A 17,410-nucleotide genomic window follows, 5' to 3' on the forward strand; every position below is an offset into this window, starting at 1 on the left:
ACGCCGGTGCGCGGCGAGGCCGGGTCCCGGCGCGTGAGGTGGGGTGCCAGGCCGGCACCCCGCCTCACGCGTCGGGCGGAGTCAACACCCCACCTCATGCGTCGGACGGGGCCGACACCCCGCCTCACTCATGCGTCAGGCGTGGGAGCCGGCCTTGCGACGGCGCACGACGAACACCGCGCCCGCACCCATCGCCAGCGCCGCGCCGCTCGCGAGGGCGAGCTGCGGCATCGCGGAGGACGAGCCCGTGGCGGCGAGGCTGCCGCTCACCGGACGCGACGCGCTGCTCTGCGCCTTGACGTCCGAGGTGTTGGGCTTGGTGGTGCTGGGCTTGGCGTCGTCGACCTTGCCGGGCTTGCTGCCCGCGGCGGCGATCAGGAACTCGTAGCCTTCGAGGTCCGGGTTCCCGCCGCAGGTGCCGTTGTCGTTGAAGTAGTCACCGGCGACGAAGGTGATGCCGTTGCCCGCGGGGGCCGACGCGTCGATCTTGAGGCGCATCTTGATGTCGGCGTGGGCACCGGCCTTCAGCGGGCTGATGGCGTCCATGTAGTGCTCGTTGTCGACGGTCTTCCACTTCGAGGACGAGGCGGAGGACCACTGCAGGTGCACCAGGTCGTCGATGCTCTTGAGCCCGCTCCGGTCGGTCGCGTGGACGTAGGCGAACGGAAACACCTCGTCCATCGTCTTGTCGGTGCCGTTGGTCACCCGGAGCTTGAAGTCGACCTTCGTGCCGGCGACGACGGTGGACGGCAGACCCGTGACGACCGTGGTGAGCTCGGGCTCGGGGACGCAGTCCTCGCCCTCCTCACCCTCCTCCTCCTTCGCCTTGGCCAGTGCCTCGTCGGCGGCGGTCTTCTCGGCGAGCGCAGCCTTGGTGGCCTTCTGCGCCTGGTCCAGCTTCCGGGCCGCGGCGACCCGCTCGTCGTCCCGCTCGTCCAGGGCCTTCACGACCGCGGCGTCGGCGGCGGCCTTGGCCTCCTTGGCGGTCTCGGCACCGGCTTTCGCTTCGGTGAGCTTGGTCGCGGCGGCGGTCTTCTCCTCCTCGGTGGCCGTCTCCGGGAGGGCGTCGACCACGGCCTGGGCGTCGATGACCGCCTGGTCGGCGTCCACCTTCGCGGCGGCGGCCTTCGTGGCGGTGGCCTCGGCGGCCTTGGCGGCCAGGGCCAGAGGACTGGTGTCGGACAGGGCCGCTTCCAGAGCCGTCTTGGCGGCCTTCTCGGCCTCCACGGCGTCGTCGTACGCCGCCTTCGCGGCGGCGGCGGCCTTCTCCAGCTCCGCGATGGACGGCTTGTCCTGCGTCTTGTCCTGCGTCTGCGCTGCCGGCTTGTCGTCGGCGAACGCGGGGGTGACCGACAGCAGGAGGGCAGGCATGGTCACTGCGGCGGCAACAGCTGTGGCAAGAACCGGGCGAATCTTCACAAGAGCCCTTCGGTGTCCGGGAAAAGGGAAGAAGGGGTCGCAGCGGAATGGGACACGCAGATGCGACTTGAGGTGATCGTATGGCCGGGGCGACGACCGGCCATCACGTTTCCTTCACCTGCTCCGGCCGCTACCACAGCACGCGACCGATAGAAGGGGCGAAAGGGTGCAGTTGCACTCACTCCGTGCACTTTCACTGTGATCAATGCCACGGGGACCGGGACCGATACCCCTGGCACGAATGCCCCGTCCCGCCACGTGTCACCCCGCCACGCCCCGCCCCACCACGTGCCGTTCGGGGCTCGTACCCTGCGCCGAAATCCACTGTGCGGATCTTCTTCGGACTGCTGGGATGGGTGCATGAGTCCCTTATCCGCCGGGGCCGGCGAGGTCGTCGTCCCTGTCCCTGTCCTTGTCCGCGACCTGGAGCCCGCTGATCTGCCGGCCTGTGCCTGGGCCGGCTCGGTGCACCATCTGGTGCAAGTGGCCCGTGAGTTGGAGCGCGCGGCGGCCGGGGAGGTGGACTACCTGGCGGTCTGTACTCCGGTGGGCCTTCCGGTGGCGATCGGCGGCGTCGACTACCAGGTCGCGGCCGGCGCCGGCACGCTGTGGCAGCTCGGGGTGCTACCGGCCCTCCAGTCGTGCGGTCTGGGCACCGTGCTCATCCGCGCCGCGGAGGACCGCATCAGGTCCCGCGGCCTGCGGCGCGCGGAACTCGGCGTGGAGGAGAGCAATCCACGCGCACGGGCGCTGTACGAACGCCTGGGGTACGTGGCCTGCGGCAGCCGGCCGGACGCCTGGGACGTGGAGGCGCCGGACGGTTCGCTGCGCCGGTACGAGACCATGTGCACGCTGATGCGCAAGGACTTGTCTTAGGGGCAATACCGTTCAGTTAGTGGCTTGGATGGTGATGTGGGGGCTGTGTTTGGGCTGGGGCCAGTGTGTGTGGTGGGAGCGTTTCGCGGCCCATTTCAGGACTTTGCGTTTGACGACTCGGGGGTGTGAGCGTTTTCGGCGTGTTGGGTTGAGGTGTTGGGTGAGCCATCGGATGGCGTGATGCCAGATCGCGTCGGCTGCGTCAGCGCCCGGAGGGGGGAAATGCGCTCTGCGCGACTGAACGGCGAGCGATGCGGAGGGCTTTGACGAAGGAAACTCTGTCGGGGTCGTGGCCGGAGAGTGCGGCAGTGTCGGCCATCAGGGTGCGGATGGCGTAGTGGCAGCACAGGTGTCCCCAGATTTCTTGCTGGACAAGGTCGGGGGCTTTCGAGCGCAGTACCGCGCGGGGCCCGCGCTGGTGGGTTTTCAGCTCGTCGAAGGTGGTCTCGATCTCCCACCGTTGGGCGTAGGCGGCTGCGAGGTCCTCGGCGCCGGCCTCGGCAGGGTCGAGGATCGTGGTCAACAGCCGGTACTCCTCGGCGTTGTCCCGGCCGTCATCGACCGTGTAGTCGATCACTCTGACCGTGAGCGGCTCCGTCGTGGCCCGGTTCGTGCCCGACGTCGGGACGATCCGGGCCAGCCAGGACCCATCGGCCAGGGTTTCCAGATACCGGGGCCGCAGGTTCGTCTTCACTCGCCAGAGCAGATCCGCACCCGTGGCCGCGGCCTGCTGCCAGAGGCGGAACCCGTAGAAGCCCCGGTCTGCCAGGACCAGCTGGCCCGGCTCCAGCCGCCCGACGAGCTGCCGGGACAACTCGATCTCCGACACGCTGCACGGGCCGGTGGCAGCGTCGAAGACCACATGGGTGCCGCATTCCGCCAATGCCACCAGGCGGGCCTGCGGAAACGCGGCCCGCTCCCCCCGGCTGGAAGCGGGCCGCCCGAAGAACTCCGCGTTGGCTGCCGTGTCTGCCACATCCAGGCACGTCCCGTCGATCGCCACCAGGCGACGCCCGGCCAGCCACGACCCCGGCGTGCCAGGCCCCGCCAGCGGACGCGCAACCCGAGCGAAGAGATCCCGCACCGGCTCGAACCCCAGACGAGACCTGGCCTGGAAGATCGCCGACTTCGAGGGCGGCGTGAACGACTCCGACCACCCCGACGCCCACGACAGCCCGTCCGTGAGCTGCGCGAACACATCCTCGTAGGAGCCATCCGAATACAGCGCCATCCCGATCGAGAAGTACGCCATCACCCGTGCGGGCAACGACCGGTGACGCCGCTCGGTACGCCCCGCCTCCTCGATCACCGCGTCAACCACATCCGCGGGAAACACCCGCGTCAGCAACCCCACAGACACCAAATCCGACAACCGGACATCAGACGACGGCTTCACCCAACCAGAACGCGGCATCCCCCACGATAACCCAGAAGCACTTAACTGAACGGTATTGGTCTTAGGGGGACAGTGTGGCCTTGGAGGTGTGGACTTCGGTCCTCGCGCTCACGGGTGTCGCGCTCGGCGGTGGGCTGACGGCCCTCTCCCAGCGCGCCGTCCAGCGGTCCGCGGAGCGGGCCGAGGAACGACGGATGAGGGCGGCCACCGGTGAGGCGCGGCGGGCCGAACAGCTCCAGGCGATCAAGGAATTCATCGCGTGCGCACAGCAAGCCGAACGAGCGGCCTACAGCCGCCCGGACGCATGGGGCGGTGACGACGGCTGGAGTGGCCATGCCGCCGCCACCATGACCACGCTCTGGGTTGCTGAACGACATCTCGTGCTGCTCTGCGATCCGAACCTGCACGCCCCTGTCCACGCGTACGGTCGCGCGCTCAACCAAGCGGTATGGCGCGAGATCGGCGACACCGAGGTCAACGAGCACTTGGAGGGGCACAAGGCTGCCTTCATGGCCGCAGCCCGCGCAAGCCTGTCCTCCCCGCCGGGCCAGGAGCCATGAGTTCCGCGCGCTTCTGTGTTTCTCGTCCGCACTTCTGTATGCCAGGGCTGAGTTTGCGATCCAGAAACTGGCGGAGACCGCTGTCGACCTCCGTAATCGCAGAACTTTACGTGATGGTTCGCAGTCGCCGGCATGTCGCTGAATCGGAAAGCCCACGCGATTTTGATTTCGATAGGAATTGTCGCTCGATGCGCACAGTCCGGCGCTTTGTCCAGATGTGAACACAGAGTGCTGTGAATGCGTAACCTGCTTGCGTTGCCCCTGGCCGGCACGGTCCTCGCGACGGAAATCCGACCGCCTTTGCCCAAGGGCTGTCCCGTAATCCCTGGCGAGCATGCGACGACAGCCACTTCCCCGAGCTCTCGACCGCGCTCGAGCAGGGGAGACCTCCACCCTTCGCCGCTTTGCCGGGACGCCCGAATGCATCCAGTATTCGGGCGCCCCTCCGCCTCGCGATGCACCGCGTCCGACGCCGCGCGCTGGTCCACCAGGGATTACGGGACAGCCCTAGGTGACCGGCGTCGTTGCCGGCGCCCCTGCCGAAGCAGGACGGCACCTCTTGGGTATCGCTGCATTTCTCTGTGAGTGCCGCGTTTCCTCGGTGATGCAGGAGGAGTTGTCCGCTGGTATCCCGGCAGGAAATGCCCGCAGGGTTGGCCGGTGTCACCGTGGGTGCGAAGGCATGCGTAAGGGGGAGTGGTTGATCCTTTTCGTGGTAGGGTCTTAATGAATTCACAGGGCGCCGCGATTAAAAGGGGAATGGCGTGAATACCGAGAAGGTTACGGCTCGACGTCTCACGGCCGAGGAGATTTCAGGCTTGGGTCTCCAGGACGGTATCTTCGTCTCGGCGGGGATGGGTGGCCTTCCTCTCAACTGCTATGCCCCGGCTTTCCTTACGGAGCCGGGCAAGAATTTCGAGGGAGGGTCCTTCGCTGCGAGGACAGTTTTCGGTGAGGAGATCCATGTCCTCCCGGACAACGCCGAAGAGGGTGGGATCTGGATCGCTGACAAGGCGGGGGAGGAAATCGAGGTTCTCCAGAGTGCCGGTGTCCTCCTGAACCTTGCCCTCTTCGTGCCCAGCGGGAACAAGGAATCCCTGGAGTCGCTCTACTCCGCCGCGCGGGACGCGTTCGGTGCGGGGGTCGTTCAGCGCTGGAGCGAGGAAGTCGTCGCGGTGCCGGACGTCAAGGTCGACCTGTACGAGGAGCCGGCCCGGGTGCGGAAGAACGCGAGCCAGAACCGCGACCGCCGCGCCCTGGACATCTACCCGACCCGAGTGCGGTTCCTGGAGCCCAGTGAGGGCTGGAAGTTCGTTGTCGAACCGCACAAGGAGATCGTCGATGAAACACCGACGATCTGATCTGACGGCAGCCTGGAGGCCACACCGGAGGCACAAGCCCGCTCCCGGTGACGGATTCAAGAGGGCGTAGCAACCCGCTGGTCAAGCGGCTGCTGTCAGCAGTTCGGTCAGACGCTCGGCTGGAGTTCCCCAGCCGAGCGTTCTGCGTGGCAGGGCCGGGCCACCCGGGCCGGGTCGTGGAGTCGATCAGGCGGAACGCTCCAGCGCCGCGCGCCAGACAGGGCTGTCGACGTAGTGGTTGTCGAAACGCTCCGAGGACTCGGCGATCTCCTTCGGGTCCGCTTCGCCGCGCATCACCCTGCCGAGCAGGCGCAGGTAGTCGAACCTGCCCATGCCGGGAGTGAAGACGAAGAGGACATCCGCTTCGTGGCCCGGGGCAGCCGCGAAGGCGTGCGGGGTGTGGGGAGGCACCGCGAGGAAGTCGCCTTCCTCGAGGACGGTGACTTCCTCGCCCACCAGAACCTGCAGAGCTCCGCTGATCACGAAGAACAGTTCCGTTGCCTTGGTGTGGAGGTGGGCCGGTGCCCCTGCCGCGCCCTTCGCGAAGGTGGACCGGTAGCTCGTGATGCCGCCTGCCGTGCCGTCCGAGTCGGCCAGAAGGGTCATCACACTGCTCGGGTCGGCACAGGTCTCGGCATCCGCGTGACGGGTCAGTAGCGCTGCCGGCGGAGTCTTGGACGTGGACATGGTGGGTGTCTCCTTGTTCGTGTTCATGATCATGATCATGATCCTGGGATTGTGAATGGCTGTCGTACTGGTCGTCTCCGGCGTCGCGCCGGAGACCGGGGCAGGGCGATTCAGCCGCCCATGGTGATCAGGGCCGCGATCGCCGGGCCGAAGGCGCCGCCGAGCTGGTAGCAGAGGTTGAACAGGCCGATAGCCGTGGGGCGTTGGTCGGTCGGCGCGGCCTGGGTGGCGAACACCGCGAGAGTCGCCTGGCCCGCACTCGTCGTGAAGACGGCCAGCGTCGCGACCAGTAGGAGCAGTGGCGCCCAGGGCGTCAGTACTGCGGTGAGCGGAGCCAGGGCTCCGGTCGTGAGCAGGATCGTCAGGACCCGCGGACGGCTCATCCGGGCCGAGGCGGCGGCCAGCACCATGGAGAGCGCCGACCCTGCGAGGAGGGCGGCCAACTGGCCGGTGCCGATCGTGGAGGTCGACCAGCCGGTACGGTCCCGCAGCAGCTGCGGGACGGTGAAGAGCAGCGTGAAGTACGAGGTCGCGAAGGTGCAGGCGAGCGCGGCGGAGAGAACGAACGCCCTGGTGCGCAGCAGCGATGCCGGGACGAAGCCTGTGGGGTTGGACCGGATGTGCAGGGCCAGCAGCGCGGCCATCACCAACGAGGCGGTCACGGCTGGGAGCGGGTAGCGCGGGATGAGTACCAGGGCCGTCGCCATCAGGGTCAGCAGGGCGGCGCCCCGGCCGTCGAAGGGGGAGCTCTGCTGCGGTGCGGACAGGTCGGCGTGGCGCATGACGGCCGGCAGCGCGAGGAGTGCGACCGCCCCGACGGCGAGGGACGCTCGCCAGGAGGCCGAGCTCGCGATCGCCGAGCCGAGCAGCGGCCCGACCGCGCCCAGCGTTCCGAAGCCCGCTGTGATCACGCCCATCCTGCGGACCGAGCCCGCCAGGCTCATCGCCGCCGTGACCAGGCCCGCGCCGCCCATCGCCTGGGCCGCCCGGCCCGCCATGGCCAGCGGCAGCCAAGGCGCCACGGCGACGACCGCGGTGCCGGCCACGATCAGGGCCGTGCTCAGCCGGAGCGTGCTGCCCAGCCCGCGGCGACGTTGCAGGCCCGCCATCAGCGGGGTGCCGACGGCGACGGCCCAGGCGAACGCCGTGACGAGCCAGGTCGCCGTGGCCGTACGGATGGCGAGCGAGTCGGCCATGTCCGGGAGGATCAGGACCGGGCTGTTGGCGCTCGCGGCGAGCGGCGCGGCCAGCAACGCCAGCCAGGCGGTGGGGACATGACGCGATCCCCGCGCGGCAGCGGGGGCCGGTTTCTGCTCGGTGGCGCGGGGGTGGGTTCGGTCGAGCAGCGGCATGGCGGGCTCCGGAAGGCGAGGCGGTTGGCGCGGACGGTTCGCGTATGCGCCCAGGCGGTCGGGACAGTCCGAGGCTCCGACGGTGTGAGGCTCTTGTGGTCCAAGGCTCCGACGGCCTGAGGCTCTTGTGGGCCGAGGCTCTGGTGGTCCGAGCAGCCGGGGCGGCTCGGTGGAGCAGGTCGCTCAGACCGTGGTGACGACCTCGTCGCAGGCGAGCCGCGGTGAGCGCGCGTGCCAGGCGTCCGCGCCGGGACGGCCGATGTTCACGACCATCAGCGGCGTGTGGTCGTCGTCCAGGAACTCCTTCTGGACCCCGGGAAGTCGAACCCGGTCACCGGCGCGCCGGTGACCGGGTGGGCGGTACGGGCCTCACGGAAGAGGAGGTCCGGGGCTGCGGGTTGGAGAGTGAGCGAGGACATCGAGCGCTCCTGTCGTTCAGCCTTGATAATCTCAACGTTGAGATAAAAGCAGCCCGACTCCTTCAACGTCAAGTCTCTTAACGTTGAGAAGATGTCCATTGAGAGGAATGTGGCGATGAGTGATGCCGTGGACGCGATCATCGGTCAGTGGGCCAAGGAGCGCCCCGACGTGGTCGAGGATCTCTGGCCGGTGGAGCTCTTCGGGCGGATCCAGCGGCTGGCCCGGGTGGTCGACAAGTCCGCCAAGGCCTCGGCCGCCGCGCACGGGGTGGAGCACGGAGAGTTCGACGTACTCACCACACTGCAGCGCTCAGGGCCGCCCTACGCCCTCACCGCCGGATCCTTCCTCAAGGCGTCCATGGTGACCTCCGGTGCGATCACCAACCGCATCGACAGGATGGAGGCCAAGGGCCTGGTCGAGCGGGTACGGGAAGGCGACGACCGGCGCACCGTCAAGATCCGTCTCACCGAACACGGACACGAGGTCACCCGTGCCGCCTTCGCCGACCATCTGGCGAACTACGCACGGCTGCTCGCCGATGTGGACCGCGACCTGGTCGAGAAGACCGCCGAGGGCCTCCGGCAGGTGCTGGAGACCCTCGGCGACAGCACCATCAAGTGAGGTCCGTCCGACAGCCGTGAACCGGAGGTGACAGGCCGTCGACGTCGTCGGCCGGTACCACCACCCGCCCGCGAGGGCGGTCGCCCTGTGTGCCGACGAGAAGGCCCGGATCCAGGCACTGGACCGTCCCGACCAGTGCTGCTGGTCCAGCAAGTGGGCTGGCGGGGGCGGGCTGCGGCCGGTTCTTGAACAGGTTCGAAACTGGCTGTCGTGTGGTGATCTCTCCTGGTACTGTCGCCCTCTCGCGCGGGGACGAGTGGCGGTTCCACAGGCGCTCCCCCTGTGTCGATCACCTTGGGGAGGGGCTTCTTTCGTGATTCGTCCGCTGAACAGACGGGCCACGCGCCAGCAGCGCGTACTCAGTCGTATTGCTCTCACCGTCACGCTTGCCGTGACCGCCGGAATAGGCACCGCTGCGGGGACGGCCGTCGCCGAGACCCGCGGCGCGTCCGCCGATCCCGTCGTCATCAGCCCGGGCGCACGCTTCGTGCCCCGCGCCACCATTGTCCTGAACGCCGGTGAGACCGGATTCCTCACAGCCCAGGAGGGTGACGACCGCCTCCGCTGGATCGACTACGGCACCGGTGCAACAACCACCCTCGACCACCGGCTGAGCGAGCCGCTCGCCTACAACGTGGATGAGTTCCGCTTCGCCCAGTACCCGTCGGACTTCGGCCATGGCTCCGACACCGTCGCCCTCTACGCGGACTCCCCCACTCCGCACGTGACGCTCCAGCAGCGGGCAGACGCCGGACCGGCGACCACGGTCCCGATCCCCGTGGGTCAGACATACGTCGCGACCTACGGCGACACCGTCATCACCCGGACCGGCACCGAGAAGGCGGCTACGAGCCTGCACCTCCTGCGCCTGGAGGACGGCGAGGTGCGGGACCGGAAACTGGAGGGTCTGCCGGAGGGGTGGAATCTCTCCATCAGCGAGGGCGACGCCCGGTCCGTCGCTGTCCGCGGCATCAAGTGGGAGGACACCACGATGTCTCAGGGGTGGTGGGTCGTCGACCTCGCCACCGGCAGCGTGAAGGCGCTCTCCACGCGGGGCGAGAGCGTCTCCTTCGACGGCGACACCGTCTTCCATCTCGGCGCCCCGTCCGGCGACGCCGCCCAGGTGTATCGCCGTGACGACCTGGACGCGGAGCCGACCACCGTCGACCTGCGGGATGTGGCCTCGTACAACGACGTCGTACGGCGCTTCGGCGACGACTTCGTCACCGTGACCCCGCCCAGCCCCGGCAACGACGGCGGGTACCGGGGCAACCAGCTCGTCCTGCGCGACGCCTCGGGGAGCTGGAATTCCCTGCTGGCCGTCGCCTCCCCCTCGGTGCACCGCACGCCCGACGGCTCGATCCTGGTGGCCGGCGCGGAGGAGAAGACCTCCTACGGCGCACTCGACTGGGGGTACTACCTCTTCACCCGCGCCGCGGACGGCACCATCACCCGAAAGCGCCTGGCGGACATCGAGGACCGGGAAGCCAGGCCGGCCGGCATCTCGCTGGGCAGCGGCATTCTCACCACAGCCGACGACTCGAAGCACTACGACCCCGCCACCACCATCGGCGGCTACCGGAGCACCTGGCTGAAGACCTCCGGCCGTCCGGAGGAGCTCGAATCGACCGTCGACGGCGTCGCATCCGGCCGGGACGACGACTGCAGCCCGACAGCAGGTACCTACTGCGTGACCATGTTCGCGAGCGGCGACGGGCATCACGGACGCAAGGCCGCGACCGAGCAGGACGTCACCATGCTCTACCGGAACGGTGCCGCCCCGTGGGGGCCACAGGTGACCTCCGGACTCTACAGCCCGCAACTCGTGGACCTCTCCGGTCGGTTCGGCATCGTGAACCAGGCATCGGGCGGACAGCAGGCGGTTCTTCACTTCAAGGACAGTGCCACCGGGAACGTGCTCCTGAAGCGGGAGCCGGCCGCGGCCTCCGTCTGGGGCGACACTCTGTGGAGCGCCCTCGGCCGGTGGGACGACACCACCTCGGGCGTGCCCACCCGGGTGGAAGCGAAGAACCTGTCGACGGGTGCTGTCGGTGAGTCCTTCGACGCGGGCTGCGTCCCCAGTGATCTCCAGGCCGTGGGCCGTTGGGTGTACTGGCGGTGCAGCGATTACTGGCACGACTTCAAGGGCGCCGGCGTCTACGACCGGCAGGCCAAGAAGTACCTGAAGCTCGGGCCCGACGAGACGCTCCTCGGCGACGGCTATCTCGTCCGCCGCTCGGACGCGGCCGGCCTCACCCTCGTCGACCTGCACAGCGGACTCCCGGCCAGCGGCGGGGAGGCCGACCTGCCCCAGCGGGTGGTCGCCACCGCCGCCGAGCTCGGCGACCGGACCGGGCGGCGTTCCGGCTGGACGGTCGACCGCTTCGGAGGGCACGTCGCGTACGTGGGTGCGGATCGCCGGGTGCGCATCGTCCCGTCCGGTGTCCCTGCCTCCCAGATCGCCGTCATCGACGTCGACACGCCCGCCATGGACATCAAGGCCGGTGCGTGGAAGCCGCGCTGGTGGCTGTCGAAGCCTGCGGGGTCGTGGGCACTGACGCTGACGAACAAGGCGACCGGGCAGACGGTACGGACGCTCACCGGCGGGGAGGCCCGAGGGCTGGTCGCGCCGTCGTGGGACGGCAAGGACGCGGCCGGCAAGTACGTACCGAGCGGGGCCTACACCTGGACCCTGACCGCGAAGCCCGCCGACGGTGTCCAGGCCGACCTTTCCGTCCTCGGGACGGTGTCGGTGACCGGCGGTGCCGCCGTGCGCCGCGACTATGTCGGTGACGACGGCTACCCGGATCTCTACGCCCGCGGCACCAACGGCTCTCTGCTCGTCTACCAGGGCAATGCCACCGGCAGGGTGTCGGCGAAAGCCGACGGCGGCACCTGGCCCACCGCCTCCACCGTTGTCCCCTTCGGCGACCTGGACGGCGACGGCGCCAGCGACACCCTGGTCACCGACAAGGACGGCTTCCTGTACCGCTACTCCCCCGAGCGCGGCAAGGTCGTCACCCCGGACACCTCGCAAACGAAGATCGGCAGCGGTTGGACGGCATTCGACGGCCTGACCTACTCGGGCGACTTCACCGACGACGGCATCCCGGATCTGGTGGCCCGGCAGACCGCGACGGGTGACCTGTACCTGTACGCGGGCACCAAGACGGGCGGCTTCACCCGTACCGGCCGGATAGGCACCAGCTGGAAGGGCCTGACCATCGTCGGCGCGGGTGACCTCAACGGCGACAGGCACGCCGATGTCGTCGCCCGCACCACCAACGGCGACCTCTACCGCTACTACGGCACCGGCAAGGGCACCATCTCCTCCGGCACGAAGATCGGCTCCGGCTGGGGCGGCATGGCCGACTTCGTCGGCATCGGCGACCTCACCGGCGACGGCAAGGACGACATCCTCGGCCGCACCAAGACCGGCGACCTGTACTGCTATGCCGGCAACGGCACCGGCGGCATCGGATCCGGTGTCAAGATCGGCACTGGCTGGCAGAGCTTCACCAGCGTGAGTTAGAGCACCAAGGCGCAGGGCCCGCCGTACGTCCGGCGGGCCCTACACCTTCTCGTCGAGCTGCGGCGCCGAGTCACAGATGCGCGGGGCACCATCCACTTCCATGCAGCCGTGCGGGCTGGGGCCGACAGCCCACCGCCCTCACTGAGTGTGGTGCTCGCCGGGCGCGAGCCGGTCGATGTGCGCGCGGCGCGTGTCGTCCTCAGGCGTGAGCCGAGCAGCCCGCACGGCTTCGTCGTACTCACCCACTGTCCCGATCTGCCTGTAGAGGTCCATCGCCGTGTCCATGAAGCCGTTCGGGTTCGACCGCCGCTACGGCGAGTTGGACCAGGTGATCAGCGCGTACACCGGCATGCCGGCCGGACCCGGACCGGCCGCGGGCTGACCGCACTGGCACGTTGTGGCACGGTCACCGCTGGTGCGACCTGCAGGATCGCCGCCTGGCGAGTGACGCGGGGATCAGGCTCCGTACCGATTGCGTAGATCCCCGGTGAGCTGCGACATGAGCGCCGTCGGCTGTGGCGGCGTGTCTGCGACCGGCAGTTCCATCTGGGGCCGTAGGCCGTCAGTCCGGTTTCCTTCTCCACGAGAGCCGGGAGAGCGAAGACTTTGCCGAGTGCGGCGGCGGCGTCTCCCCAGCATCCCAGTACGGCACAGTGATGTGATCGGGTCCGTCGGCGTCAGCCGTCGGTGTCGACGATCACTGGGGGCTCGGTGGGCGGCGGGTGCGGCCAGCCTCCTTCGACGGCCGGGCCACTGCCTGCAGGAATGTTCGCGGCTATCAGCGCTGCGGCTTCGCGAGCGCCGAGGCGGGATCCGAGCACGTGTGTGGGTTTCCTTCGGGGCCGGTGGTTCATGGCCGCCACGCCGACCCCCGTATCCCCAGCCGCAGCTCCTACGCGTCGACTGCGCCGTCGACGGCGGCCGAGTCGGGAGAGTCGACGTCCTCCATGAAGTCCAGCATCCGGGCGTTGACGACGTCGGGGTGGTCGATCTGCGGTCCGTGGCCGGTGGCGGCGATGATCTCGGCGCGGGCGCCGGGAATCAGGCGCGGAACGCGCTCCAACTGCCGCTGCGGGTGCACCAGAAGGCTGCGCTTGCCCATGATGAGGTAGAGCGGGGTCCGGATGGAGCGCAGCGCGTCCTCGGCCAGCGGCAGAGGTGCGGGACGGCGAATCCGAAAGGCCCGGGCGCCTATCTGGACCCACTTCCGCAACTCGGGAACGGCGATGACCGGCTGCTCCAGCCAGGAGGCGAGGCGTGGACGCAGCGCTTCGGGAGCGAAGCTGGCGAAGAGGCTCACGAAGACCCAGGCGAAGAAGCGCAGGCCCACCTTCTCCAGGCCGCCAGGGTCGAGGGCGGTGACGGAGGCGAGCCGTTCAGGCCGGCGGTGCGCCTGGTTGAGCACCAGCCAGCCGCCGTAGGACGAGCCGACGAGATGGACCCGGTCGAGGCCGAGCGCGTCGAGGGCCTCGTCCATCCACTGCGCGGCGCGCTCGGGCTGCCACATGGGCTCGCGGTGGACGCTGCGCCCGGCGTCGCCGGGGGTGTCGAGCGCGTAGACGGGCCGTTCGGCGCTGAGCGCGGGGGTGTTGGGGTACCACATCGCCGAGCAGTACCCCGCGCCGTGGATCAGGACCACCGGAGTGCGGGACTCGGCAGCCGGGTCGGTGGGGCCGTACCGGTAGACGTGCGTGGTGCCGAAGCTCGTCTCCACGTCCGTCTCGGAGCGGGCGGGCGCGCCCATCGCGTAGAGCACGTCGCAGGCGGCGAAGTACCGGTCGCGCAGGGTGTCGTTGACGTAGCGGCCGACGTCGCGGCGTACACGTGTCGGGTTGTCGGGCACGGTGGCACCTCCTGGGAGATCCGTTCTTCGTGATACGACCGTACCATGATGTTGATACGGCGGTACCATGAAAAGGGGTCACTGATCCATCACCGACGGGCGGAGACGCGAGAACATGCCGAAGCGCGTGGACCACGAGGAACGGCGCAACCAGATCGCCGAGGCGCTCATTCAGGTCGCCGGCCGGCGCGGACTGCACGCTGTCGGCATGCGGGACGTGGCTACTGAGGCCGGCGTGTCACTCCGGCTCGTGCAGTACTACTTCGAGACCAAGGAGAAACTGCTCTTCTACGGGCTCCAGCACCTGACTGACCGCTTCACCGCACGAGTGGCTGCCCGTCTCCGTGCCGCCGGTACGAACCCGGGCCCGCGCGCGACGATCGAGGCGCTGCTGCTGGCCTCCCTTCCGACCGACGAGGAGGGCCGCACCTTCCACCTCCTCTACAGCTCCTACTCGATCCTGTCCGTGACCGACGAGGCGCTGGCAGCCCAGCCCTTCATCGACAACCCTGACGCCGCGGAGAACGCCCTGACCGGGCTGCTCGAACAGGCCCAGGCGTCAGGCTTGGCCGATCCTGGTATCGCCGCGCGCACGGAGGCGATCAGCCTGCTCGCCATGACGGCGACCATGGGCACCAGCATCCTCGTGGGCCAGCGGAGTCCGGAGTCGGCCATCGCGGTACTTCGCCACCATCTGGACCGGATCTTCTCGACCACAGAGACCTCGGTGAGCGGGGCGGCGGGCTAAATCTGACGCATGGCCAGGGCGCGTGTGGCACGCGAACGGCGTGTGGGCTCCGAGAGGCCTTCACCAAAGGCTGAGACGCGGGTGGTCGGCCGAGAGCTGAGCGGGACCGGCCGCGCCCGCCACGGCCGCAGAGCCCAGGTACGGCAGCGGGGCCCGGACCGTGCGTCGCGGTCCGGGCCCCGCCCCGTGCGGTGCCGCCCTGCGGCGGCGGTGCGTCAGCTCTGGGCGGTGTCGTCGCCCGTCTGTCCGGCGCCCTCGGCTGCGCCGGCCTTCTCGCGCATCTTGCGCACCAGCTCCGCCTTCCGGTCGGCGGCACCCTGGCGGTCGAGGTTGCGGTGCGGACCGTTGTTCTGCCGTTCGGCGCGGGACAGCCTCTTGCGCTGGCCGCCGCCCATGCCCACGGGGTTGTTGATGTTCTTGCTCACGGTCATGGGTTCTCCCGGAATGATGTGAAGTGATCTAGGGATTCATCGGTGGGGGACGGGCGCGGCGACGTCGAGGGACGTCAGCAGGGGCCCATCACGCTCTCACTCGTAAATCGGCGTCTGGAAGAACATGACAATGACGTTACCCGGTCCCGTCGGCCCCGCGCACCAAGCCTTTCGCCGCCCCGCGAGCACCCGCCCGGTGGTCGTCGCGCGCCCGGGGCGGGTCCAGACGGACGTCACTGGGCCGCCAAGGGCATGGTCAGTGGCCACGAGCACACTGGCGACATGAGCACCGGATCCGTGGAACCCGGCGCACGCCGACGCGACAGCCGGGTCATGGCCTGCCCATGACCGACTCGACAAGCGAAACGGACCGCCGGGAACCCGACGGCCCGCGTAACCGGGGAACTGCGTATGGTTTGGATCCGACTACCAAGGGGGCGCGCGACGTTTCGCGCGGCGGTACCGGGGCCGCCCCGGCGCGGGAGCGGCCCCGGTGCGCGTTAGGCGGCCTGCGCCAGAGCCTCCGTCTCGCCGCGCTCCAGCTGAGCGGTCAGCGCGGTGCGCGCGCGGGCCACCCGGGAGCGGACCGTGCCGACCGGGCAGTCCGCCGCGCGGGCGGCTTCCGCATAGGAGAGCCCGAGCAACTGGGTGAGGACGAACGCCTGTCGGCGGTCGTACGGGAGCGCGGCCAGGAGTTCCTGGAGCGCCACCCCTTCCTCGAAGCCGGGCAGCCCTGTCGGCTGGGCGCGCTCGACGGTCGCACGCCAGTCGTCGGTGTCGGCGAGCAGGGGCCGCGCGGCGGCCTTGCGGAAGTCGTCGACGACGGCGCGGCGCGCGATGGTGAGGAGCCAGGTGCGGGCCGACGAGCGGCCCTCGAAGCGGTGCAGAGTGCGCAGCGCGCGCAGGAACGTGTCCTGCGCGAGGTCCTCGGCGGCCTGCGGGTCGGCGGACAGGTGGGCCACGTACCGCACGACGTCGCGGTGCAGGGCCCGTACGAAGGCGTCGGCGGCCTCGCGGTCCCCGGCGCGGGCGGCGAGCGCCCAGCCGGTCGCGGCGGCGTCCGTCTCGGTCCTGTCGCGCGGGACGGAGGCGCACTGGGACCCGCGCGGGGCGGGCAGCGTGGTGTTCATCGCCAGATGTGTCCTTCACGGATCGGTCCGGCACCCGGGCGTCCGGTGACGGCGCGGGGCGCGTTGCGGCAACTGCGCGCGTTGCGGTGCAGAGGACGGGTCCGGGTCTCCGGTGAATGGGGCACCCGGGCCCTTCGGGGCCGGGTGTGCCGGGGGACTCCCGCTGCGTGCGGGTACGGCGACGAGCCGGTCGGCGACCGGTCGTGCGCCGGAGGGTGTACGTCCTCCGGAATGCCTGCCGCGTCCTCAGAACGCGGCGAGCACCCCGGGCGGTCCTCGCCGGTCCCGTGTGCGGGCGCACCGCAGGCCCAACGGCAGCCGGTCGCTCAGGCCCCGGTGGGGGCGCAGGCGGCGGCGCGGGGCCGGCAGCGGTGCTGTGAGAAGGGGGTGCAGCGCGGTGAGCAGCAGGCCCGCGACCGCGCGCAGGACCTGGAAGGCGGCGCGTTCGCCGCGGGCCAGCCACATCCCGCAGACAAGGGCGGCGAGGACGTGCGCGGCGAGCATTCCCGTCGAGGACATCCCCGCCATGTCGTGGCCCATGTGGCTCATGGGGGCCATGTGACCCATGTGGGCCATCGAGTCCATGGGGCCCATGGCGGAGGCGTGGTCCATGCCGGTCACCGCGCCGCTCGCGACCGAGTGGTCCATGCCCGCCATGTGATCCATGCCCGCCATGGGGTCCGTCGGCGCCGCGGCCGCTCCGGCGTCGGTCCCTGTGGCCGTGGCCCCGACGGTTCCGAGGGCGGATTGGGCGGCGGCGAAGGCGTTGTGCAGCACGCCCTGGGTGGCGACGGCGAGGCCCGTGACGAGCCAGGGGCCTCGCTCGCGGGCGGCGAACCACCAGCCGGGAACCGCGAGCGCGAGGAAGCCGGTGGCGAGCACCCAGAAGGGGAGCGGGGCCTCGGACATGAGGACGTGTCCGGTCGCGGCGAGCGTGACGGAGACGGCGGCGAACATCGCCGCCCGCACCGCACGTCCGACCGGTCCCGCTTCCATGAAGCCTCATCCTCCCATCGCGGGGGGCCGGGCGACAT

The 17,410-nt window shown here is 69.7% G+C and carries 15 protein-coding genes and 1 pseudogene; 6 read left to right on the forward strand and 10 right to left on the reverse strand.

The genetic code is table 11. From position 1 onward, the window contains the following. Positions 1–135: 135 nt before the first annotated feature. Entirely contained in the window at positions 136–1,419 is a 1,284-nt protein-coding gene (locus tag OHA19_RS21345; protein ID WP_405751164.1) for an LAETG motif-containing sortase-dependent surface protein, read from the reverse strand. 360 nt (positions 1,420–1,779) lie between these two features. On the opposite strand from OHA19_RS21345, the gene OHA19_RS21350 reads away from it, so the two are divergent. Beyond that, entirely contained in the window at positions 1,780–2,295 is a 516-nt protein-coding gene (locus OHA19_RS21350; RefSeq protein WP_405714291.1) for a GNAT family N-acetyltransferase, read from the forward strand. A gap of 202 nt (positions 2,296–2,497) precedes the next feature. Here the strand turns inward: OHA19_RS21350 and OHA19_RS21355 are convergent, their stop codons facing one another. After that, positions 2,498–3,709: an IS4 family transposase gene (locus tag OHA19_RS21355; RefSeq protein WP_331734825.1), complete on the reverse strand. Its 1,212-nt coding sequence runs from the start codon at positions 3,707–3,709 to the stop codon at positions 2,498–2,500. Positions 3,710–3,765: 56 nt separating this feature from the next. On the opposite strand from OHA19_RS21355, the gene OHA19_RS21360 reads away from it, so the two are divergent. Further along, a complete protein-coding gene (locus tag OHA19_RS21360) occupies positions 3,766–4,251 on the forward strand; it encodes a hypothetical protein (protein ID WP_405714289.1) in 486 nt (161 codons plus the stop codon). A 764-nt stretch (positions 4,252–5,015) separates the two neighbouring features. Next, a complete protein-coding gene (locus tag OHA19_RS21365; RefSeq protein ID WP_405714287.1) occupies positions 5,016–5,612 on the forward strand; it encodes a hypothetical protein in 597 nt (198 codons plus the stop codon). Positions 5,613–5,798: 186 nt separating this feature from the next. Here OHA19_RS21365 and OHA19_RS21370 read toward each other — a convergent pair whose 3' ends face one another. From OHA19_RS21370 to OHA19_RS21380, 3 genes and pseudogenes are all read right to left on the reverse strand, one after another. Continuing rightward, complete coding sequence (locus OHA19_RS21370) at positions 5,799–6,326, reverse strand: cupin domain-containing protein (RefSeq protein ID WP_405714285.1); 528 nt, start codon at positions 6,324–6,326, stop codon at positions 5,799–5,801. A gap of 83 nt (positions 6,327–6,409) precedes the next feature. Then, the gene (locus tag OHA19_RS21375; RefSeq protein WP_405714283.1) at positions 6,410–7,651 is read right to left on the reverse strand and encodes an MFS transporter; all 1,242 of its coding nucleotides are present in this window, start codon (positions 7,649–7,651) and stop codon (positions 6,410–6,412) included. 183 nt (positions 7,652–7,834) lie between these two features. Further along, positions 7,835–7,989 (reverse strand): annotated as a pseudogene (locus tag OHA19_RS21380) (nitroreductase family protein); the annotation flags it as partial. A 196-nt stretch (positions 7,990–8,185) separates the two neighbouring features. Here OHA19_RS21380 and OHA19_RS21385 point away from each other — a divergent pair. Next, positions 8,186–8,692 carry a MarR family winged helix-turn-helix transcriptional regulator gene (locus OHA19_RS21385; RefSeq protein WP_405714281.1) on the forward strand — a complete coding sequence of 169 codons (507 nt, stop codon included), beginning with the start codon at positions 8,186–8,188 and terminating at the stop codon, positions 8,690–8,692. 391 nt (positions 8,693–9,083) lie between these two features. Continuing rightward, the gene (locus OHA19_RS21390) at positions 9,084–12,224 is read left to right on the forward strand and encodes an FG-GAP-like repeat-containing protein (RefSeq protein WP_405714279.1); all 3,141 of its coding nucleotides are present in this window, start codon (positions 9,084–9,086) and stop codon (positions 12,222–12,224) included. Positions 12,225–12,362: 138 nt separating this feature from the next. On the opposite strand, the gene OHA19_RS21395 is transcribed toward OHA19_RS21390, so the two are convergent. Both OHA19_RS21395 and OHA19_RS21400 read right to left on the reverse strand, forming a co-directional pair. Beyond that, positions 12,363–12,497 carry a hypothetical protein gene (locus OHA19_RS21395; protein WP_405722186.1) on the reverse strand — a complete coding sequence of 45 codons (135 nt, stop codon included), beginning with the start codon at positions 12,495–12,497 and terminating at the stop codon, positions 12,363–12,365. 619 nt (positions 12,498–13,116) lie between these two features. Beyond that, entirely contained in the window at positions 13,117–14,067 is a 951-nt protein-coding gene (locus OHA19_RS21400) for an alpha/beta fold hydrolase (RefSeq protein ID WP_405714277.1), read from the reverse strand. A 115-nt stretch (positions 14,068–14,182) separates the two neighbouring features. On the opposite strand from OHA19_RS21400, the gene OHA19_RS21405 reads away from it, so the two are divergent. Continuing rightward, on the forward strand, positions 14,183–14,815 hold the full coding sequence (locus tag OHA19_RS21405) for a TetR/AcrR family transcriptional regulator (RefSeq protein ID WP_405714275.1): 633 nt from the start codon (positions 14,183–14,185) through the stop codon (positions 14,813–14,815). A 215-nt stretch (positions 14,816–15,030) separates the two neighbouring features. On the opposite strand, the gene OHA19_RS21410 is transcribed toward OHA19_RS21405, so the two are convergent. From OHA19_RS21410 to OHA19_RS21420, 3 genes are all read right to left on the reverse strand, one after another. Next, the gene (locus OHA19_RS21410; RefSeq protein ID WP_388188510.1) at positions 15,031–15,246 is read right to left on the reverse strand and encodes a DUF6243 family protein; all 216 of its coding nucleotides are present in this window, start codon (positions 15,244–15,246) and stop codon (positions 15,031–15,033) included. A 500-nt stretch (positions 15,247–15,746) separates the two neighbouring features. Next, positions 15,747–16,376 carry a sigma-70 family RNA polymerase sigma factor gene (locus OHA19_RS21415; protein WP_405751167.1) on the reverse strand — a complete coding sequence of 210 codons (630 nt, stop codon included), beginning with the start codon at positions 16,374–16,376 and terminating at the stop codon, positions 15,747–15,749. A 246-nt stretch (positions 16,377–16,622) separates the two neighbouring features. Further along, a complete protein-coding gene (locus OHA19_RS21420; protein WP_405751169.1) occupies positions 16,623–17,372 on the reverse strand; it encodes a hypothetical protein in 750 nt (249 codons plus the stop codon). Positions 17,373–17,410 lie beyond the last annotated feature (38 nt).

The organism is Streptomyces sp. NBC_00012, from assembly GCF_045040875.1.
GTDB lineage: Bacteria > Actinomycetota > Actinomycetes > Streptomycetales > Streptomycetaceae > Streptomyces.